This window comes from Erysipelothrix enhydrae (assembly GCF_035066605.1).
Classification (GTDB): domain Bacteria; phylum Bacillota_I; class Bacilli_A; order Erysipelotrichales; family Erysipelotrichaceae; genus Erysipelothrix; species Erysipelothrix amsterdamensis.
Window position 1 is genome coordinate 89,725 of sequence record NZ_CP125807.1, and the last position, 21,549, is coordinate 111,273.

At 37.6% G+C, this 21,549-nt stretch carries 23 protein-coding genes and 7 tRNA genes; 2 read left to right on the top strand and 28 right to left on the bottom strand.

All coding sequences use genetic code 11. From position 1 onward, the window contains the following. Positions 1-115 precede the first annotated feature (115 nt). The 21 genes from LLS04_RS00440 to LLS04_RS00540 all read right to left on the bottom strand — a co-directional run bounded on the left by LLS04_RS00440 (position 116) and on the right by LLS04_RS00540 (position 14,905). Entirely contained in the window at positions 116-598 is a 483-nt protein-coding gene (locus tag LLS04_RS00440; RefSeq protein WP_323611335.1) for a nucleoside 2-deoxyribosyltransferase, read from the bottom strand. Positions 599-610: 12 nt separating this feature from the next. Beyond that, complete coding sequence (locus LLS04_RS00445; RefSeq protein WP_323611336.1) at positions 611-2,299, bottom strand: Na/Pi cotransporter family protein; 1,689 nt, start codon at positions 2,297-2,299, stop codon at positions 611-613. 123 nt (positions 2,300-2,422) lie between these two features. Next, positions 2,423-4,126: a Na/Pi cotransporter family protein gene (locus tag LLS04_RS00450; protein ID WP_323611337.1), complete on the bottom strand. Its 1,704-nt coding sequence runs from the start codon at positions 4,124-4,126 to the stop codon at positions 2,423-2,425. A 127-nt stretch (positions 4,127-4,253) separates the two neighbouring features. Further along, entirely contained in the window at positions 4,254-4,688 is a 435-nt protein-coding gene (locus LLS04_RS00455) for a GNAT family N-acetyltransferase (RefSeq protein ID WP_323611338.1), read from the bottom strand. Between the two features lie 137 nt (positions 4,689-4,825). Then, a tRNA-Ala gene (locus LLS04_RS00460) sits at positions 4,826-4,901 on the bottom strand. A gap of 22 nt (positions 4,902-4,923) precedes the next feature. Continuing rightward, positions 4,924-5,000 (bottom strand) — tRNA-Ile (locus LLS04_RS00465). 350 nt (positions 5,001-5,350) lie between these two features. After that, positions 5,351-5,426: transfer RNA gene (locus tag LLS04_RS00470), tRNA-Ala, on the bottom strand. Between the two features lie 19 nt (positions 5,427-5,445). Further along, positions 5,446-5,522: transfer RNA gene (locus LLS04_RS00475), tRNA-Ile, on the bottom strand. Between the two features lie 165 nt (positions 5,523-5,687). Further along, the gene (locus LLS04_RS00480; RefSeq protein ID WP_003775262.1) at positions 5,688-6,128 is read right to left on the bottom strand and encodes a Dps family protein; all 441 of its coding nucleotides are present in this window, start codon (positions 6,126-6,128) and stop codon (positions 5,688-5,690) included. A 162-nt stretch (positions 6,129-6,290) separates the two neighbouring features. Then, positions 6,291-6,366, bottom strand: a tRNA-Ala gene (locus LLS04_RS00485). A gap of 277 nt (positions 6,367-6,643) precedes the next feature. Beyond that, a tRNA-Ala gene (locus LLS04_RS00490) sits at positions 6,644-6,719 on the bottom strand. 19 nt (positions 6,720-6,738) lie between these two features. Next, a tRNA-Ile gene (locus LLS04_RS00495) sits at positions 6,739-6,815 on the bottom strand. A gap of 168 nt (positions 6,816-6,983) precedes the next feature. Further along, positions 6,984-7,391 (bottom strand): 30S ribosomal protein S9, encoded by a 408-nt coding sequence (gene rpsI, locus LLS04_RS00500; RefSeq protein ID WP_003775261.1) that lies wholly within the window; start codon positions 7,389-7,391, stop codon positions 6,984-6,986. An 8-nt stretch (positions 7,392-7,399) separates the two neighbouring features. After that, entirely contained in the window at positions 7,400-7,837 is a 438-nt protein-coding gene (gene rplM, locus LLS04_RS00505; RefSeq protein WP_003775260.1) for a 50S ribosomal protein L13, read from the bottom strand. Between the two features lie 104 nt (positions 7,838-7,941). Further along, positions 7,942-8,679, bottom strand: a complete 738-nt coding sequence (gene truA, locus LLS04_RS00510) for a tRNA pseudouridine(38-40) synthase TruA (protein WP_323611341.1) — start codon at positions 8,677-8,679, stop codon at positions 7,942-7,944. Then, positions 8,676-9,473, bottom strand: coding sequence for an energy-coupling factor transporter transmembrane component T family protein (locus LLS04_RS00515; protein ID WP_323611343.1), 798 nt, complete (start codon positions 9,471-9,473; stop codon positions 8,676-8,678). Before LLS04_RS00515 ends, truA begins: the two co-directional genes overlap by 4 nt. Next, positions 9,470-10,318, bottom strand: coding sequence for an energy-coupling factor transporter ATPase (locus LLS04_RS00520; protein WP_254006700.1), 849 nt, complete (start codon positions 10,316-10,318; stop codon positions 9,470-9,472). Before LLS04_RS00520 ends, LLS04_RS00515 begins: the two co-directional genes overlap by 4 nt. Beyond that, positions 10,294-11,121: an energy-coupling factor transporter ATPase gene (locus LLS04_RS00525; protein WP_323611346.1), complete on the bottom strand. Its 828-nt coding sequence runs from the start codon at positions 11,119-11,121 to the stop codon at positions 10,294-10,296. The genes LLS04_RS00520 and LLS04_RS00525 overlap by 25 nt, the downstream gene beginning before the upstream one ends. Before the next feature lie 16 nt (positions 11,122-11,137). Beyond that, on the bottom strand, positions 11,138-12,364 hold the full coding sequence (gene pepT, locus LLS04_RS00530) for a peptidase T (protein WP_323611348.1): 1,227 nt from the start codon (positions 12,362-12,364) through the stop codon (positions 11,138-11,140). Positions 12,365-12,445: 81 nt separating this feature from the next. Continuing rightward, on the bottom strand, positions 12,446-12,628 hold the full coding sequence (locus LLS04_RS00535) for a hypothetical protein (RefSeq protein WP_003775252.1): 183 nt from the start codon (positions 12,626-12,628) through the stop codon (positions 12,446-12,448). 138 nt (positions 12,629-12,766) lie between these two features. Then, positions 12,767-14,905, bottom strand: coding sequence for a 5'-nucleotidase C-terminal domain-containing protein (locus LLS04_RS00540; protein WP_323611350.1), 2,139 nt, complete (start codon positions 14,903-14,905; stop codon positions 12,767-12,769). A gap of 202 nt (positions 14,906-15,107) precedes the next feature. Between LLS04_RS00540 and LLS04_RS00545 the strand changes: the two genes are divergently transcribed. Continuing rightward, a complete protein-coding gene (locus LLS04_RS00545) occupies positions 15,108-15,572 on the top strand; it encodes a hypothetical protein (protein ID WP_323611351.1) in 465 nt (154 codons plus the stop codon). Positions 15,573-15,582: 10 nt separating this feature from the next. Continuing rightward, on the top strand, positions 15,583-15,789 hold the full coding sequence (locus LLS04_RS00550; protein ID WP_323611352.1) for a helix-turn-helix transcriptional regulator: 207 nt from the start codon (positions 15,583-15,585) through the stop codon (positions 15,787-15,789). Between the two features lie 4 nt (positions 15,790-15,793). Here the strand turns inward: LLS04_RS00550 and LLS04_RS00555 are convergent, their stop codons facing one another. From LLS04_RS00555 to rpsK, 7 genes are all read right to left on the bottom strand, one after another. Next, positions 15,794-16,678 carry an N-acetylglucosamine kinase gene (locus LLS04_RS00555; protein WP_323611354.1) on the bottom strand — a complete coding sequence of 295 codons (885 nt, stop codon included), beginning with the start codon at positions 16,676-16,678 and terminating at the stop codon, positions 15,794-15,796. Next, positions 16,675-17,763, bottom strand: coding sequence for a DUF871 domain-containing protein (locus LLS04_RS00560; protein WP_323611355.1), 1,089 nt, complete (start codon positions 17,761-17,763; stop codon positions 16,675-16,677). Before LLS04_RS00560 ends, LLS04_RS00555 begins: the two co-directional genes overlap by 4 nt. A 9-nt stretch (positions 17,764-17,772) precedes the next feature. Next, complete coding sequence (locus LLS04_RS00565; RefSeq protein WP_254006708.1) at positions 17,773-18,078, bottom strand: hypothetical protein; 306 nt, start codon at positions 18,076-18,078, stop codon at positions 17,773-17,775. A gap of 65 nt (positions 18,079-18,143) precedes the next feature. Then, positions 18,144-19,424: a PTS sugar transporter subunit IIC gene (locus LLS04_RS00570; RefSeq protein ID WP_254006709.1), complete on the bottom strand. Its 1,281-nt coding sequence runs from the start codon at positions 19,422-19,424 to the stop codon at positions 18,144-18,146. A 353-nt stretch (positions 19,425-19,777) separates the two neighbouring features. Continuing rightward, positions 19,778-20,140: a 50S ribosomal protein L17 gene (gene rplQ / locus LLS04_RS00575; protein WP_003775234.1), complete on the bottom strand. Its 363-nt coding sequence runs from the start codon at positions 20,138-20,140 to the stop codon at positions 19,778-19,780. A gap of 11 nt (positions 20,141-20,151) precedes the next feature. Further along, the gene (locus LLS04_RS00580) at positions 20,152-21,111 is read right to left on the bottom strand and encodes a DNA-directed RNA polymerase subunit alpha (RefSeq protein WP_003775232.1); all 960 of its coding nucleotides are present in this window, start codon (positions 21,109-21,111) and stop codon (positions 20,152-20,154) included. Between the two features lie 32 nt (positions 21,112-21,143). Beyond that, positions 21,144-21,533, bottom strand: coding sequence for a 30S ribosomal protein S11 (gene rpsK / locus LLS04_RS00585; protein WP_003775229.1), 390 nt, complete (start codon positions 21,531-21,533; stop codon positions 21,144-21,146). Positions 21,534-21,549 lie beyond the last annotated feature (16 nt).

Below are 21,549 nucleotides of genomic sequence, written 5' to 3' on the forward strand. Positions count from 1 at the left end.
GACAAAACTTCCTCCTATTTTATGATTAATGATTTAGAAAGAATTTCTGTCCATGTTCCCACCGCCTTATTAGTGATACTATAACCAAAAACAAAGACGTTGTCAAATAAGTCATTTAAAGACCGAGTATTTCACCGATCAGTTCAATTAAGGTTTGTTCATCCGTAACAACTGTACCCTTAAGTTTAATAAGACCTACAGTGTATAGATTTACATAAGAAAATTGTGATTCCGCAACATCACGCAAAGCATTGATTTTCTCAACATTATTTGCGCCTTGCTGGCGACTGTCGGTATAGAGACCGATCATTGGAATGTTTGCTTGGTATGCAACACCAACCTCAGATGCAACACCCGCATCAATTGTTTGACCGTCCAACACCGCAATAACAAGATCTGACTTCAAAAGCGCATCAGTATCCGCTTTCGCAATCATCATTGAATTCGCATAACTGTTTTTATCGTTAATTTCCATCTGTTCCTGAGGAAGGTACACTTCCAAGTTTGGATAAGCCGATCGAATTTGCGAAACCACTACCGCATTATAACGAAACTCCATATGTGTAAACAACGGACTTGCAAAATAAATTTTCTTCATAATATCCCCCTTTTAATGTTCGTCTGAAGTATGCAACTTCACAGCTGAAAACATGTTACGTGCAATGTTAACACCGTGATCTCCAATACGCTCAAGAATACCTAAAATATCAATATAAATTGAACTTGTAACCTTCGCATCACAAATTCCCTCCGCCATACGTTGGAAGTGTTTTTCACGATACTTTTCTTCGATAAGATCCATATACTCCTCATCACGGCATAGTGAATCAAAGCCCGAAAAATCTTCACGTTCAAAAATCTTCGTAGAACGCTTCAACATATCCATAAGGAGTTGATACATGGTATCCAAATCGCGAAGTGCATCTTCAGAAAACGATTCGCGATTCTCAAAACTCATTTTGTAGAATTCTACTAAGTTTGTTGAGAGATCACTCATGCGTTCGTAATTTTTTATAATTTCTAAGTTTTTCGTATATTCTTCCGTAATATGACCTGAAACATCTGTTTGTTTCGCAATCTCAAGCAAATACTTCGTAAGATCAGTATCCAAACTGTTAACCATTTCCTCAAGTTGCATCACCACATCATAATCTTCCATATCACGTGAATGTAAGAATTGATTTGAAGTTTCTACAGACTCTAAAACCAAATCCGCCATTTTAACGATTGTTTTACGCGCTAATTGAAGCGCACCTTCTGGGAATGTTCCAATTAAACCGTAATCAAGAGGCTTAATTTTCTCACGTTCTTTGATTTTATCTTCTCCTGGAATTAAAAACTCCATAAGACGAATAAATGCAGGTACAAAAGGTATAATAACAATCGCAAATATGAGATTAAAGAAGAAATGGTTCAGTCCTACCGCAAATGCCGGTGAACCGCCAATTAATGCATTAACACTTACAATAAATGCTGAGTATGGCTCAATTAATATCATAACAATAATTGCACCTGTAAAGTTAAAAATTACATGAAACCATCCGGCACGTCGAGTTGATACAGAACCGCCAATGGATGCAAGCACTGCCGTAAGGGTAGTCCCGATATTTGAACCAAATACAAAAGCTGAAGCAGCGACCATCGACATCCCACCGTTTGCATAAATTTTTTGTACAAGCGCAATCACAGCCATTGAAGAGTTAATAACCGCAGTCGCAATCGTACCTGCAAAAAGCGCAAGCCAAGGACTTTGAGACATTTTAAGCATAAATGCTTCAAAGAATGGGTATTCTTGAATCAAAATAAGCTTATCACTCATAAGCTTTAGACCCACAAACGTAATTCCAAAACCAAATAAAATCTGTCCGATATTTTTATACTTCTTTCGCTTTGAAAATGCAATGATCATTGCACCTACAAATAAAAAGTAAAAGCCTAATTCATCAACATTTAAACCAATCATTAATGCCGTGACAGTCGTTCCTACGTTTGCGCCAATTGAAATACCAATTGCTTGATCCAAACGCATCAATCCTGCACGAACTAAACTAATCGAGATAACAGTCGCAGCGGTACTGGATTGCATAATTGCGGTAATCGCAACTCCAACCAAAATTGCCATAACGGTATTACTCGTGTATTTTTCAATATAATCTCGTATTTTAGGCCCTGCGGCTTCCTTTAATCCCTCCCCAAGGAACTTAATCCCGAGAATAAAAAGGCCGAATCCACCTAGAATGACATTAATACCCAAATCCGAAAATGACGGATTTTGAGTTGCCAAGAATAAACTATTCATTCTTTCCTCCATAAAAAAAATTTAGACCATCACCATAATATCACAATATCATTCAAGCATGGTACATATTTCTTTAAAAGAATGAAAAGAAAAAACTGAAGCTTTAAGGTTTCAGTTTTAGAATTAGTTATTTGATTTTAGAATTACATCTTCTCGATTCGCATGCACACCGACTGCGGAATGCACATAGCGCGAAACATTAACACCATGATCACCAATACGCTCTAAAATACCAAGAACATCAATAAAGATGGAACTCGCAACTTTTTCATCACAAATCCCTTCCGCCATACGTTGGAAGTGTTTCTCACGATATTTATCCTCAATCAAGTCTAAATACTCCTCATCGCGAATTAAAGCCTCAAAACGCGTTAAATCCTCAGTATCAAAGATCTTAAGAGAACGACGCATCATATCCATTAAGAGTTTATACATAGTATCCAAATCATGCAATGCATCTGCTGAGAAATTCTCACGGTTTTCAAAAACCATGCGATAGAATTCAACTAAGTTCGTTGATAAATCACTCATGCGCTCGTAATTTTTAATAACTTCTAAATATTTTGTATACGTATCCGCAATATGCGAATCTGAATTACTATGCTTCATAATCTCCAACAAATACTCCGTTAATTCCGTATCCAACTGATTCACCATACCCTCAAGTTGCATCACGATTTCATAATCCTCATCATCTTTTGAATGAAGATATGCATGCGATGCATCAACTGCTTCGAGCACTAAATCACCCATCTTGGTTGTACGCGCCTTCGCTAATTGAAGGGCACCTTCTGGGTAAGTATGAATAATGTCACGATCAAGGGGTTTCAGTTTTTCACGACTTCTAATTTTATCTTCTCCAGGTATTAAAATCTTAAGAAGACGAATAAAGGCAGGAACAAACGGAATAACTAGAATCGCAAAGAAGAGATTAAAAACGAAATGCGCAATTCCCACTGCCATCGCATCCGTACCGCCCATTAATGCATTAATTTTTAAGATAAACTGTGAATAAGGTGTTACAAACAGCATCATCAAGACTGCTCCAATAACATTAAACATTGTATGGAATAATCCAGCACGACGTGTCGCAATGGAACCACCCATTGATGCAAACAACGCCGTTACCGTTGTACCGATATTGGAACCAAATACAAATGCAGTTGCTGCCACCATTGACATACCACCATTACCATATATCTTTTGAACTACCGCAATTGTTGCGGAAGATGAGTTAATGATTCCTGTAAGCACCGTACCACCCAACATCGCAAACCATGGATGATCGGATAATTGAACCATTAACGCTTCAAAAAATGGCATCTGTTGTATCAACATAAGTTTTTCACTCATAATCTGTAACCCAACAAACGTTAAACCAAATGCAAGAACAACTTGACCGTAGTTCTTGATATCACGACGTGATGCAAATAAGACCATCATCGCACCGATAAACAGGAAGAAATAACCCATTTCATCAATATTTAGACCCACGATAATTGCTGTTACTGTTGTACCAATATTAGCACCCAACGAAATCCCAATTGCCTGGTCTAAGCGCATCAACCCCGCACGAACAAGCGAAATAGAAATAACCGTTGCAGCGGAACTGGATTGCATAATTCCGGTAATCAACGCCCCTACTAAAATCGCAGAAAAAAGGTTACTTGTATATTTATCAATATAATCGCGCATGCGATTTCCCGCAACTTTTTTAAAACCATCCCCTAATAAATTAATTCCCAACATAAACAAGCCGAATCCACCTAAAATAACGTGAATTCCTAAATCCATAATAGACTGTGATTGTGCAGCCAATAATTGCATAGTATGCCTCCATTTATAAAATTCGACCATCCACATAATACCACGTGAAAAAACGGTGAATATGAAATTAAATTAACATTTCTTTTTTTGTGACATTAAACATACAAAATTCCATTCTAAAACAGCCTCAACGACGCTTCATATGTAAGATTGGGAATGGACGTCCTGCTTCATCAAACTCAGAGCTTTCAAATACTTCAAAGCCTAAATGTTCATAAAATCCTCGGGCTTGATAATTTTGTTCATTCACATCCACACGATCAACTGCGTATTCTGAAATTGCATATTGGATTAAACGAGAACCAACACCTTGCCCACGTGCTGAAGCATCAAGAAAAAGCATTTCAATTTTACGATCTAAAACTCCCATAAATCCCGTAATCGTATCATGATCTTCATATACGACAACCGCATCCATTGAAGCAAAAGCTGTATGAACTTCGGGACGCATCGCATCAATCATTTCTTCTGTGATAAAATCATGTGTATCACGCACAGACTGTTCCCACACATCTACAAGACGCATCACATCATCTCTATGTATATCTATCGTTCGAATCATCTCATCACCTCTTATCCTTATTATAACGGTTAAGGCATGATTAAAACGGACATTTTAACGAGAGTTCTGTGTATTCTTAAGATAAAGGCATTGATAACGAAAAAAAACATGACCGAAGTCATGTGTTATTTTATATATGGTGGAGCTTAACGGGATCGAACCGTTGACCTCCTGCGTGCAAGGCAGGCGCTCTCCCAGCTGAGCTAAAACCCCAAGTCATATTGTCAAGTTAAAATGGTGGGCCTGAATGGATTCGAACCAGCGACCTCACCCTTATCAGGGGTGCGCTCTAACCAACTGAGCTACAGGCCCATTTCCTTGACTGCCTTAATAATATACCACCCAAAACATAGCGTGTCAATAAGATTTTCAAACAAATATCACTTTTTATAACTGTGTTCTTTTACATCACCATTCGCGTCTATATTAACGTCAGAAACAAATTAATTCACCATCCACAACGCAAATCAGACATGTTCTGATCACACTCAATTGATTAATCAAAAAAAACACCAAAACGCACAGTTCATACAGTTCATGAGACCTTTTAATTTTAAATCTTAATATAGTGTTCTAATTTTTCAAACATTTGTTTAATTCCTCAAAAAAAACGCTCGTATTGAGAAAGAATTCTCTATATGAACGTTTATAAATATATAAATTGGTGGAGCTTAACGGGATCGAACCGTTGACCTCCTGCGTGCAAGGCAGGCGCTCTCCCAGCTGAGCTAAAACCCCAAAATTTAAATAAAAGAAATGGTGGGCCTGAATGGATTCGAACCAGCGACCTCACCCTTATCAGGGGTGCGCTCTAACCAACTGAGCTACAGGCCCATTTCTTAACTGCCTTAATAATATACCACTCTCAAACACCCGTGTCAACACGAAATGGACCAAAACAAACAAATAAAAAAAATAAATCAAAAACGTGATTTTACCGTTGCATTCTGTCCTACAAAACATAAAAAAAAGCATCCTAGGATGCTCTTAATTTAACAATTAATCGCGGATGTATGCATTGAACATCCATAAGTTCTTGCCAAGATCTTGTGATACTGCAGTAAAGTAGTCTGCTGTTCCAGGATCGTTTGCTGCTTCAGCAAGTTCAACGAGACGTAATGCGGAACGATTCATGTGTTCAAAATCCACAATCAAGTGTTCAAATCCTTCTTTTGCGGTTTTCCATGATTGATCCAATTCTTTAATTGAAGTCATTTTTAGTACTTCCGCTAAATTACCTACAGGTTTTGATCCGATTGTTAGAAGGCGTTCAGCAACTTCATCAATGCGTTCTTCTGCTTCTTCATAATATGTGTCCATTTGCTCATGAACTGGGAAGAAACCTTCACCTTTTAAGAACCAGTGGATATTATGAATTTTCATACCCAAAACAATTTGATCCGCTAAAAATACATTCATTTCTTCATACAAGTTATTCATCTCAAAATCCTCCTATAGGTATAGTATAACGCCGATACCCAGATATTTGCAATGAAATGACCGTGATAATCTTGTATCAAGTCATCACATAATTGAATTCAAGAACAACTCAGCGACATCATAAAAAAAAACGACATTAGATGTCGTTTGTTATTTGAAATTTGGTGGAGCTTAACGGGATCGAACCGTTGACCTCCTGCGTGCAAGGCAGGCGCTCTCCCAGCTGAGCTAAAACCCCATGTATTTCGTGTATTTATAATATCATAGGAATCTAAAAAAAACAATAGTTAATTAAGCAATATAGTATATATTTTTAATATTCCGACACCTCCTTATTCAAGCGCCACTAAGCGTTAAACAAAACAGTTTCCAGTCACAGATGCAAAGAAGCGTTAACACCGCTTAAACCGGCGTAAAAAGGCTTTCTGAGACATCATAACGTTGATAGAATCCACCCATCATTAACTAAGTGAATAAAAAAAAAACCATTCGATGAATGGCTATTAATTTAAAATTGGTGGAGCTTAACGGGATCGAACCGTTGACCTCCTGCGTGCAAGGCAGGCGCTCTCCCAGCTGAGCTAAAACCCCAAAATTTTATTTAAAGAAATGGTGGGCCTGAATGGATTCGAACCAGCGACCTCACCCTTATCAGGGGTGCGCTCTAACCAACTGAGCTACAGGCCCATTTCTTAACTGCCATAACAATATATCATCTATGAATAAGGGTGTCAATTGATATTTGTGAAATAGTGAAATTTCCTTTAAAAAGCTTCTTTGAGGTGATTTTAGAGCCACACAGCATAAAAAAACTCCCACCGAAGTGAGAGTTTCCAAAATTGAAAATCTTTGAGATTAACGTTTTGAGAATTGAGGTGCACGACGAGCGCCGCGTAACCCTGGTTTTTTACGTTCTTTAGCACGTGGATCACGTGTAACGAATCCAGCTGCTTTTAACAATGGACGGTAATCTACTGATGCTTCCATTAAAGCACGAGTAATACCATGACGGATTGCTCCGGCTTGACCTGTTAAACCGCCACCTTTAACATTAACATTTACGTCAAATGTATCTTGAGTTGAAGTAACTTCAAATGGTGAACGAACTGTCATACGTAATAGTTCTGAAGGCAAATGCTCTTCAATTGGTTTGTGATTAATTGTAATCACACCTGTTCCAGGAGTTAAATAAACACGAGCAACAGATGTCTTACGACGTCCTGTACCTAGGTATTGTACAGCGTTTTTGTTTTTTGTTGTCATATATTCTCCTATCCCTTAATAACCATTTCCACAGGTTGTTGTGCTGTGTGTGGGTGGTTTTCGCCCTTGTATACAAATAAGTGTGTACGTTGTTTATCGCCTAAACGTGTATGTGGTAACATACCATGAATAGCTCTTTCAACCCATTCGATTGTATATGTTTCGCGCATTGTACGTGTTGAACGTTCTCTCATACCACCTGGGTAGTGTGAGTGATTGTAGTACATTTTCTTATATTCTTGATCTCCACTGACTTTAATTTTGTCAGCGTTGATTACGATAACGTAATCTCCACCATCAACGTTAGGTGTGTATGAAGGTTTGTGTTTACCACGTAATACATGTGCAACTTCACTCGCAAGACGACCTAATGTCATGTTTGTTCCGTCGACGATGTACCATTGGCGTACAACCTCTGCTGGTTTCGTCATAGTTGTTTGACGCATAATAATTTCCTCCTAAACCAAAAGTAGTTTCCGGGGCTACTATTGGCATAAAGTGCCGATTACTATTGTATGCTTTTTATAGGCTCATGTCAAGAAAACAAACTTTATTTATAGTTAACTTTCTTTAAGTATAAACCACAAGCATCAATATTGTAGGAAACACTGTTTTTATCAGCTGCTTTAAGCATCTGGGTGATCTCTTCAGCATCACATTTACCACTTCCACATGCGACACATGTCGCAACAATCATGCGCACCATATAACGGAGAAATCCGTCTCCTGTTATGACAAAGCGAAGGTGATCTCCCGTCACGATTAAATCGAAATCGGTAATCGTTCGAACCTGGTTTTTAATTTCATCAAGACCAGTGGCATTGAAGGTTGTGAAATCATGAGTACCAACAAATGATTTCATTGCATCGCGCATTGCTTGAAGGTCTAAGGGTTCATTATACTGATAAACATAATTTCGTTCAAAAAGATTATAAGTTCCCATATTGAGTTGATATTCGTAGGTTTTTGATACAACATCAAAACGCGCATGAAAATTCGAATCAACTGATTGGATCTCACTAATTTTTATATCATCAGGTAAGAGGGTGTTAAGGGCACGAAATAATTGCTTCTCATCCATATTCACAACATTATCAAAATGAAAGACCTGACCTAAAGCATGGACTCCTGCGTCAGTACGTCCTGATCCACTTATATGAATGGGTACTTTATTGATTCTTGTCAGTACAGATTCAATCTCTGTTTGAACACAACGACCTGAAGGTTGCTTTTGCCATCCTTTAAACATGGATCCATCATATTGAACCGTCGCTTTAAATCGCATCATAAACGACCCAATCCAATCACTGCAATTAACACACACACACAGAGCACTAACATAAACCAGTCCGAAAATTTAATTTTCAGTTGTTTATAGCGTGTTCTTGTTTTACCGGGATAATAACCACGCGCTTCCATAGCATCCGCTAAATCTTCGGCACGATGGTAAATTGAAACAAATAAAGGAATCAACATCGATATGGCTCCGTTAATTTTTTCTTTAAACGACCCTTCTTTTAAATCAACACCTCGACTTGCTTGTGCATCCATAATTCGTTGCGTATCTTCAATAAGCGTTGGAATAAATCGAAGCGCAATTGAAATCATCATAGCAATCTCATGAGAAGGCACTCCAATTTTTTTTAATGGATTTAATAAGTCTTCGATGCCCAGTGTTAAATCAAGTGGTGCTGTTGTAGCTGTAAGCAGCGTAGTAACCATAATCATTAGAACTAACCGCGTTACAATAAATGCAGTTTGATAGAGGGCTCCACTGTAAATTTTAAAGAAAGAAAATTGAAATAGTAAAGTTCCCTCACGAATCAAAAACATATTCATGACAAATAAAAAGATTAGCATGAATAACATGGGTTTAATGGACTTTAGGATAAATTTAAAGGTTAATTTTGAAGCAAGAATTGCGCAAACAAAAAAGAAGAAAAGGAATACATTTGCCCAAACATTTTTCACCATAAAAATGGAGACCATAAGGACAAGCATCGCAATGATCTTGATACGTGGGTCTAATTTATGAATTTTTGAGTCGAGTGGAACATAACGACCTAATGCGATATCGTTCATTTTAAATCCCCCTCAATCATTTGAGCAATCTCATCAAGATCCAAAGATGTGGATGAATTAAAGCCGCCCTTTTTAAGTAGTTGCTTTAATTGAAGGATTTTAGGTGCTACAAATCCCAAAGATTCAAGTTTATTTGAGTCATCAAAGAAATCCTGGACGGGTCCATCGTAAAAGACACTCCCGTGATTGAGCACTAAAACATTGTCCGCATATCTTAGAACATGATCCATATCATGGGTTACCATAATTACTGTTTTTTTCATTTCTTTGTTTAAACGAACAAACAAGTCCATCATATCTTTACTCCCCTGCGGATCAAGACCTGCCGTCGGCTCATCAAGAACAATCACATCTGGATTTGTAGCAAGAACACCCGCAATTGCAACGCGGCGCTTTTGTCCTCCTGAAAGATCAAGAGGTGAGCGTTCCCAAATATCTGGATGAATCCCTACAAGATTTAAAGAACGCGATACATTTTCTTGAATTTGTTCTTCGGTAAAGCCAAAATTCTTAGGTCCAAATGCTACATCTTTGTATATTGTTTCTTCAAAAAGTTGCATTTCAGGAAATTGAAATACCAAACCGACCTTTGACCGTAGTTGCTTCAAATTTCGTGTCTTATCATTTGCTTTGATTTTATGATCTAAGATTGTTACGACACCGCTTGTGGGTTGAATGAGCCCATTCAAATGTTGGACCAATGTAGATTTACCACTCCCGGTTGCTCCAATTATGGCTGTAATTTTTCCAGTCTCAAGGGTAGTGTTAATATCCGTCAATGCATGGTGAGAAAAGGGAGAATTCGGAGAATAAACATAACTTACATCTTCGAACGTAATTGACATAACTCTTCCACCATCCCTTCTAAATCATATGGCGTAGATAATTCAATGCCACACGCCATCATCGCTTGGAAAAATTTAAGACTAAAAGGAATATCAAGCGATAACGCTACTAAACGTTCCGCATGAATTAGTATTTCTTCAGGAGTTCCCTGCATCGCAATTTTACCTTCATTCATTACGATGACATAATCACTCATTGTTACTTCTTCAATGTCGTGAGTGATCGATAAAATACTCATTTTGTTTTCAGTATGCAATTCATGGACAAGATCATTCACTTCTTTTCGACCTTTTGGATCAAGCATACTTGTTGCTTCATCTAGAACAAGTAACTCGGGTTGCATTGCTAAAACACCTGCAATGGCTACACGTTGTTTTTGTCCCCCACTTAATTTTGTAGGTTCATGATTCAGAAAATCTTCCATGCCGACACGTTTCGAATAAGTCTGAATCAAAGAATCCATTTCATCTGGGGCAATCATACGATTTTCCAAACCAAATGCGATATCATCCCGAACCGTTGAACCAATAAACTGGTTATCAGGATTTTGAAATACGATTGCAATTTTCTCTCGTATATCATAAACATTCTCTGGATTCAATCGTAACTCATCGATTTCGATGGTCCCAGCATTACTTTCAAGTAACCCAATTATAAGTTTCGCAAGTGTAGATTTACCACTTCCGTTATGGCCAATTACGGTTACATAATCACCCTTTTTAACATTAAAAGATACGTTGTCGACAGCATTTCTTGTACCATCGTAAGAAAACGTCAACCCATTAACTGCTAATTGTTTCAACTCTAATCACTCCAAACTAGCGCTTTGTATTTAACTCTGATATCGCAATAATCAACTCTGTAGCTTTAACCATGGTTTCCACAACTGCAAACTCATGTTTACCGTGGAAATTCTCACCGCCTGTAAATAGGTTCGGTGTTGGTAATCCCATATAAGAAAGACGGGATCCATCCGTACCACCACGTACCGGTGCAATAATAGGTTCCACATCGATTGAAACCATCGCTTTTTTAGCCAATTCCACAATGCTCATGTCTTTTTCGATAATGTTCTTCATATTGTAGTAAGTATCTGTAGTTTTAACAGAAACACATTCGTAGCCATATTTCTCGTTAAGTTTTAATGCGATGGTGTCTAACATTTCCTTACGACGTGTAAACAGATCCATATCATGATCACGAATGATAAATGACATCGTTGCATCTTCAATATTTGAACTCATCTCGGTTAATAAGTAAAATCCTTCATAACCCACAGTGTGTTCAGGTCGCTCTTGAATCGGTAACATTGCAAAAAATTCATGTGCTACCACAGAAGCATTTACCATTGTATCTTTCGCAGATCCTGGATGTACCGAAACACCCTTCACAGTAACAACGGATTCCGCCGCATTAAATGTTTCATATTCCATTTCACCTAAAGCACCACCATCAACAGTATAGGCAAAATCAGCTCCAAAAGCTTCAACATCAAAACTCTCAGCCCCTGTACCGATTTCTTCATCGATGGTAAACGCAATCCGAATATCTCCGTGTTTTACCTCTGGATGCTCAATTAGATATTCCATGGCAGTCATAATTTCCGTAACTCCAGCCTTGTTATCTGCGCCGAGTAAAGTTGTACCATCAGTCACAATTAATGTTTTCCCAACATAATCTTTAAGTGATGGGAACATTGAAACCTTTGAAATGATGTCTAGTTCTTCATTCAGAACAATATCAGAACCATCGTAATTTTCGATAACGCGTGGTTTAACATTTTCCGAATTAAAATCGGCCGTATCCATGTGTGCAATAAATCCAATGGTAGGCACATCAACATCAACATTAGATGGACATAGCGCAGTTACAATACCAAATTCATCCATATGAACTTTTTCAAGACCGATTTGAATGCACTCATTATAAAGAACCTCAGCTAAATCAAATTGGTTTTTTGATGATGGAATCGTTTTGGACGCCGCATCGGAACGGGTATTAATTTTTGTATAACGAACAAGTCGTTCTATTAGTGTCTTTTTCATTGTTTACCTCACCTTTTTATGTGTTTACTTATGATATTTTATCATATTTGAGACCGTAAAACTAAAAAAAGCTTAGTTTTACTAAGCTTCTTCCGATTCATCAATTTCTTGTGCAAGTTCTGAGACCGTATCTGCTGCAGATCGGCTAATTTCATCGAGAGTTTCAATCGTTTTCTCAACATGCTTTTTGTTATTTTGATTCATATAATAACCTGCAGCTCCAATTGCGGCGCCAAGAATTGCGAGTGGAAATACTTTTTTCATACATGATCCTCCCTTTCTTATCTATTACTATTCTAACACAAATTCGAATGGAAATTAAAGTTATAAGATAAGGAAGATTGTGTAAACTTCGTGTTAATTTTAAAATTAATTCTTGAGATTTATTTGTGCACTCATTTCTTATTGGTTATCCGTTTCTTTATTATGAATCCCTCTCACAAGAATCCAACCAAGAACAGTTAAACCGCTCCCTAGACCATAAGTAAAACGCTTGTTTATACCTGTCTTGGGTAAGGTCGAGATATTTGTAGTTTGTTGATCCCCTGATAAAACTGGAGTTTTCATATCGATACCAGGTGTTACCGGTTTTTCAGGGACTACGATTGGTTTATCCAAGTCTTTAAGTTTGAGATTCGCAATCGCATCTTCAATCTGCGCAATCGCTTTATTAATATCGTCTTGTGAAACCGGTGAAGCGGTTCTCTTACTTAGAGACTGAAGGTAAGATTCTCCGACAGCAATCGCATCCTGTAGGTTTTGAAAACTTTCTTCTGTATAGTCATTCGGTTTAATTGTTTTTGCTTTGTCCAGGATTAGTTCAAGTGCTTCAAACTCTAAAGGGGTAACACTTGGGATGACATAATCTTTTTCAAGAATCGAAATGATACGTTGAGGATTTTGAGTTTCATCATAACGTTCCCAATCGATAAATGCGTTATGTTCCATGTAATCTGCGAAGACTGCATCAAGGGATGGGCCTTCTTCACGCGCACCACCCAACATCGAGTAACCATCTCCACCAGCAGCTAGAAAATCATTGGTCGCCATGTGATAGGTTTTTTCTAAATTGATTGGGACGAATCGATCTTGTTTGACATCATAGATATCAATTCCGAGGACCCGACTGGATGCATCTTTAGTCGGATCATAATGGATGCGTATCGTATCCGATACATGTAAGAAACCACCATTTGAACCTAATTTTGGGAGTCCATGATGATCAAGAACATCTTGCACATCAGTACGAAGTGAGAATTCAAACATGTCCCATACTTGCTGCCCTGTTACGGAAATTTGTGACATGACATTTCCAAATGGTAATACACTAATTACATCACCCAGTGTAATCGGTCCCTTCGAAAGATTTGCCCGTATACCGCCACCATTAATGACCGCGAAATCTGTAGGATTTCTAAATCCTTCTTTTCCATAAGCAACCATCGAGTCCGTAATAATATTACCTAAGTTTGTTTCTTGAACACGTACGAAGTCACGTTGCCCTTGGAAATCTATCGTATTATTTTCTTTTATGACTCTCGAAACGAGATCCGAATATGCAGCATCTGAAGTTTGAATAATTTTCATAATTTCTGGATCCGGTTGATTCGCAATGTCTTTTAAAGGAATTAATTTCGCAACACTTGAACTGAAATCATCTAAATTAAGTGTTACAAGTCCTACGTTATTTAGATGTTCTCCAGTTTGAACTAAGATTACATTATCTCCAACATGAATTCCCTTTTCGATGGGTGTATGAGAATGACCATCTACGATGAGAATCTTCTTGTCCTTCATGTTACTGTTTTCAGATAAAGAATGCGCTAACGTATCTGAGCGCCATGCAGTTTTAGTTTCATTATCAATACCGAGGTGTGTTAAGACAACATAAAAATCTACATCCTGGTATTCTTCTTTTAAAATTTCATGTGTAACTGTTGGAATTGGATCCAACCACGATATACCTTCAATATTTTTAGGATGCGTTTTAGTCTGTGTTTCAGGTGTTGTTGCCCCAATTACGGCAATTTTATAGCCATCCTTCTCGATAAGCGTAGAGTTTGGATTTGGTTTCGAAATAAGCGTCGACTCTTTAAATACTTTCTGATTTGACTCAGTATAAATTGTATTTGATGAAAGAACTGGAAACTTCAAGTTTGATCCAAAACCTTCCTCTTCACCTAATGCAACCGCTGTACCAAAATCAAACTCGTGGTTTCCAACGACCATTGCATCATAGCCAACGGCATTCATAATTTTTGCCATACTCGCCCCTTTATCTACATTTGAAATAGGTAGACCTTGAAAGGCATCACCACCATCGACTAAAAGCAGTGGATTTATCTCATCTTTAAGTGTTTTAATATGTGCAAGACCAAGAGACTTCGTACCAAAACGACCGTGCATATCATTCGTATGCATGATGGTAACAGTATTTGAGTCTTGCGTGGCATTATCTGCAGCCGCAGACAGGACAAGATGTCCAGGAGTAATAAGTGTTATAAGCGATAAAACTAAAAGAATAATTTTCGGCTTTTTCATTGTAACTTCCTCCTACAACATCAATCGTAAGAAATAAACAGTGATAGTTCAAGCATAATCAGATGAATTCGATACCATTGATGCAATTCCGCAAGTTAAAGCAATTCTCAAAAATATCCTTTAAAGACAATACATCACCATGTAAACTTAACTTGACATGTCGATACAGTTATTGTAAAGTTAACTTAACAGGAGGAATACTATGAAACAAACACGTAATCGAATTATTTATGTAATAATCCTAATTTGGGGATTCCTTGGGACCATGATCCAATTTGATAAGATAAAACAGCTAATCATAAGTGATGCAGGTGTGGGACCCGTCACAAATCAGGCTAAAATTTCAATTATATGGGTTTTTATTTTTATTACATTTGCCCTTACAGTTCTTTTTATCTACAAGAGAAAAAGTGGACATTCTTGGAAAACATTTCTTTTCGAAGAAATTGATCAACTCGATGAAGATGAACGCAGTATTTTAATAGATGCGCCAGCACGACGCTTTGCTGGCAATATTCTTGTAATGACTGTACTCATTTACCTATCCGTATTAATTATGGGACCCCTTTTAGTTAAAAGTAGTACAATACTATACGCAATCGGGATTCTATTCACGATCTATGAGCTTTGTTATTACTTCAAACTCAGACAACTTTACTATCGCTAGGAGGCCTATTTTGATTCTAAATCATATTCGTGATAAACGCGAAGAACTCGGTTATACCCAGCAATATTTTGCTGAACAAGTTGGCGTCTCACGTCAAACCGTTATTGCCCTAGAAAAAGGTTTCTACAATCCGTCTTTAGAACTTGCGTTTAAATGCGCAATTGTTTTGAATTGTACCCTTGATGTACTATTTCAATACGAAGAAAACCCCTTATGAAGTTTCATAAGGGGTTTTTTTGATTTAAAAGTAGATAAGCAGCATATTCAACAGTTTGATGGTTCGGCACAACCTCATAGTCTTCATGAATATGTTCGATGAATGAAGCTCGAACACACTCATTATTTAAAAGGACACCGCCGCCCAGAGCAATTTTCGTCTTTCCATTGAGCTCAAAACTGTTTGCGAGTTTCGCAAGTTCAATACCCGCATTTCGATAAGTTGTAGCAACATGGTCAACATGCAAGCATCTAGAACCCACAAGGCTAACCTCAGCAGCAAAGCTTCGATAACGGTCTTGGGCTTCATTCACAACACTCACAAGATCATACGGCTGTTTTAATTTGAAATGCACCATCATCGCGTGATAGAAATCAGATTTCGGGAGACGGCCATCCGATTCTTGGGTAAAAACACTTAATAAATGGCGCCCAATCCAAAAAGCACTTCCCTCATCACCCAACAAATACCCATAACCGCCTCGCCGGTCCATAGTACATCCTATTTTACGCATCGCAATTGAACCTGTACCCGAAATAATGTACACGCCATCATCGTTATCCAGTGCTGAGACCATTGCGAAATGCGCATCATTCATAATAAGAGCATTTGGAAATACCAACCAAATGGCATTCTCAATTTTTTCTCTTATTTTTGAGTCGTTTCCATAACCCGCTGTCCCAATCGCAACATCAACTGCTTCAAAAGAATAGCCGCGATTCTCAAATTCAGCCTTTCCTTGCTGGAGAATCTTTGTAATACCATCAAAACCAACTTGCATGTAATGAATACTCTCTAAATGGAGGGCATCAACTTCATGACCATCATCGTTAAAGAGTACCAGACGCGTATAAGTTCCCCCTGCATCAATGCCTAAATAATACTTCATAATGTAAAACTAAACTTTTGCCATGGCTTAATACGGTCAAGTAAGAAAAGTTCTTCCGCGATGACATGACCCACGACATTCGATTTCCCTGTATTTTTCATATCTTTGGTTGCAATCTGTAATTCACCCGCATAATGACCAAATAAACTACTTTCAATAATAATATCGCCACGTTTGATTACGTCCGGAGAGTTAAATATTTTAAAATCGTGCCCTTTATACTTTACGCGTGACATCGTAGAGCGAATTAAGAAGTCACCCAAATCACCACGATTAAAATGGGGTTCTTCTAGGACAATCTTTCGCTCAACTTCTGGAATATCTGGAACTAATTCGACAGATAAATTTAACTTGTAAAGATCGATTTTTTTAATCGCTTCCATCTCTTCCTTGGTAGGATAACAATTTGAAATAATAATGTCATCAACTACGTTCATTGCAACATAATCTTTGATTTGCACATCAATTGGTAAATAACGATGTTTCTCTAACGTAACAAGACCATCAGAAACTGGCCACGGTCCATATGATCCTTCCGCTTGACTTGTCACAAAGGCAGCAGAACGCAAACCGTATTTTGTAAAGTTTTGAGTACACTTCACAAAAAAATCTTCGTTAAGTCCCGAGTATGGGTGTGGATAGAAATTATGACAAGCAATTAGATTATATTGATTCGGCTGATAATCCATAATCGTGTCTATGTAATGCGTATCATTACTCATATTGATTTCTATTTTTAAATTATATGGATTAAAAGTCATCATTGCCTCTTCACTTCCACCGAAACCAGCATCCAGTCTTAATCCATCCGCCTCAATTTCAGAAAAGAATGAAAGGTCTGTATAACTGATGTCAAGATCTTTGAAGACTCGGGGACTTACGTCCACAATAATTTCAAATCCTTTTGATCGAGCATAACGATTTATTTCTAAAAACTCCTCTTTGATAACTGATTTTGGTTTATCTACTGACAACAAACACGAAAAAATTCGGGAAAAACCCGCTTCGGCTGCATCATTGATATAACGCTTCATTGATTCAACTGACGATTTGTCAGGATAAATTGATATTCCAAGTTTTCTCATACTAACTCCTTATATATATAATATTTCGTAAATCCAAAATGTCGAGATAAGACCGATAACGAAAAATAAGACGATAGAAACAATCCAAAATGACCGGGTTAAACGCTTATTTGTTTCAATAAAGAAGAAACAAAAACTTGTCGAGAGTGAGGTGATCCCTGATACTACAAGTACCTCAATCCATTTTTGGTTTAATCCTAATTGTTTAAGCATCGCTGGTATCAAAATTGTTCCCAAAAGAATACTCCCAACAATTATAAATGCACTTTTAAAACTAATAAGTGGTGCAGAATTACTTTTTTCGTATTTATACATAGTATACCTCATATTTAATGAAAGAGGTCTTGCGGATGCAAGACCTTCGTCTAAGTTAAAAATCTTTAATTTCCAATGCGCTCTTCTTCCAATAATTTATTATCATAAATTTTAAAGAACGGATAGTAAATCACCACTGAAATTATTATTAAAATAATATTTAGAATCGAGGCTCTATAATCTCCTCCAGTTGCGATATAGGCACCAATTGGCCCTGGTAAGGTCCAAGGTGCTGTTACGATAACACGGTTCACAAGACCGGCTGATGTAGCCACCCATGCGATGATTGTTCCCACCATTGGGGTAATGATAAAGGGAATAATAAGAATTGGGTTCATTACGATTGGTGCTCCGAATATAATTGGTTCGTTAATATTGAAGCACGCCGGTATAAATGCTGTTTTCCCGAGTGATTTCGCATACGCAGATTTCGAGAAAAACGCCATCGCTATTGCAAGCCCAATAGTAGCTCCTGAACCTCCAATCCAAATAAACCATTGATAGAAAGGTTCTGCACTTATTGCTGGAAGTGCATCTCCAGCTACTAAAGCAGCTGTATTTTTATCAAGAAGTTGTAACCAAATTGGTCGTGCTAATGTACCGATAATGGATACACCATGGATCCCAAATGACCAAAAGAATGTCACTAAGAATACGATAATAAGTACGCTTGGTAAGGTATCCGCTGCATGTACAATTGGTTTAACAAGTCCCGCAATAAATGTATGCCAATTGAAGCCAATCCAATATGTAATTGTTGCCATGAGAATAAGAATAATTGCAGTTGGCACAAGTGCTTCGAAAGAACGTGCTACAGATGTAGGAACTTGAGGTGGCATGGAGATCTTAAAGTTTGATCTATCAGTCCAACGGAATATTTCTACTGCAAGAATGGAAGTGATGATACCAACAAACATACCTGCTCCACCAAGGTTTGCCATTGGTAATACCCATCCAGATACCTCCAAGCCTGCATCTGCAGGGATATTTATCGGAATAAAAGTCAGTAGAAAGGCTGCAGTTGCAAGAATTCCTCCCGATAGTTCATCCAAATCATAAGACTTAGCTAAACTTGATCCAATTCCGAATGTTGCATACAAGGTCATGATTGCCATTGACAATCGGAATGGTAATAATATTTTAGCTGCATGCTCAGTTAGAAATTGATAAAGTTTCCAACTTTCAGGCAACGGCGGTGCTGCGAGAATTAAAAAGAAAGATCCTACGATGATTAACGGCAATGTTGCGATAATCCCGTCGCGAATTGCACGTAAATGTCGTTGGTTCGCAAGTTTAGCCATTGGCGCGGACAATTTTTCATCCAAAAACTTAATAAATGCGTCCATATTTCTCCTCCTTGGTACTTATGTACCCTTAATATTAAATTACCTTATTTCATCTAATAAGTCAAATTATATTTTCATTATCTTTGGCCAAATATTGAAATATTATTTCTATCTTCTAAATTGTAGACAACCGGCGTATAACTCGTTTCTAGCCTGTCTACAGAACTTTAATAATTGAGAGTTTATGATGCAATAAATCTATTTTAACCCTGCCTCTTGCTCTTTATAGCGTTCAAAACGCAAAAAAACCGCTTTAGAAATCTAAAACGGTTTTAAAAGAAATAATTATAGTATCTCGAGACGGAAACCGTAAGGATTCCGTGCATACTAAAATTTATCTTTATTAACTAAAATTAAACGAATTCAATAATAGCCATTGGAGCTGCATCACCGCGACGCATTTCAGTTTTGATTACACGTGTGTAACCACCATTACGGTCTGCATATTTAGGTCCAACTTCATCAAATAGTTTTTGAAGCGCTGTTTGACCAGTTTTTTCATCTGCAACAACGTTAAATACGATTTTCGCTGCTTCACGACGAGCATGTAAGTCCCCGCGTTTTGCAAGAGTTACAAGTTTATCAGCAACAGAACGTAGTTCCATTGCTTTCTTTTCTGTTGTTTCGATTCGACCATGAACAATTAAGCTAGTTGAAAGATTGCGTAGCAATGCTTTACGGTGAGCTGAATCACGACCTAATTTACGGTTTTTCATTCTATTTCCTCCTATTCAAATGATTTAAAGCCTAATCCAAGATCATGGAGTTTGTCTTTAACTTCTTTAAGTGACTTCTTACCTAGATTACGAATGCGCATCATTTCATCTTCAGTTTTAAGTGTTAACTCTTCAACTGTTTGAATACCTGCGCGCTTTAAGCAGTTATATGAACGAACTGACAAGTCTAAATCTTCGATCATCATTGTTGCCATTGGATTTTCAACGCCTGATACATCAGGTTTAATTACTGATTCTGTTTCATAAACTGAATCTTTAATTGCAACAATTTGTTCTAAATGGTCCATTAAAATTTTTGAACCTAATGATAACGCTACTTGTGGTTGAATTGAACCGTTAGTCCAAACTTCCATAATTAAACGATCATATTTAGAGTCTTGACCGACACGTGTCGGTTCGATGTGATACTTAACTCTTTCAATTGGAGTATAAATAGAATCTGTAAAAATCGTGCCAATTCCTTGTGATGCATTTTGATAGATTAATTTGTTTTCATCAGAACTTACATAGCCACGACCATTACGAGCTTTAAGCTCCATCTCTAACACTGCACCTTCTGCAAGTGTTGCAATGATGTGATCTTTATTCAAGATCTCCACATTTGCTGGGCATTCGATGTCAGCTGCTGTTACAACTTTAGGACCTTTTTGTGAGATTCGAAGTGTATAAACTTCTTCATCTTGTACATTTAAAACAAGATCCTTAACGTTGAGAACGATACCTGTAACATCTTCTCCAACGCCTGCAATTGATGTGAATTCATGATACACACCCTCAATTTTGATTGAGTAAACTGCTGCGCCTGGTAAAGATGAAAGGAGTACACGTCTTAGCGCATTCCCGATAGTATTACCAAAACCACGTTCAAGTGGTTCGATAACGAACTTACCATAATGTGCTGTTTCATCAAATTCTTTTACTTCAAATTTCGCACGTTCAAACTTGTTCATCTATGAATACCTCCTTGTTATAGTTTATATTATTATCCACGTGGACGTTTTGGTGGACGGCATCCATTGTGCGGAACTGGTGTAACATCATTAATTACACTAATTTCTAGTCCTGCTACTTGAAGTGCACGAACTGCCGATTCACGACCTGGTCCAGGTCCTTTAACACTAACTTCAACTGTTTTCATACCATGATCAACTGCCGCTTTAGCTGCTGCTTCTGATGCCATTTGAGCTGCATAAGGTGTTGACTTACGTGAACCCTTAAAGCCTAAAGCACCAGCACTTGACCAAGCGATAACATTTCCTTGTTCATCTGAGATTGTAACAATAGTATTGTTAAATGTCGAATGAATATGTGCAACTCCGCGTGCTATATTCTTACGGACACGACGTTTACGAGCTACTTTTGCTTTTGCCATTACGTTTTCCTCCTAA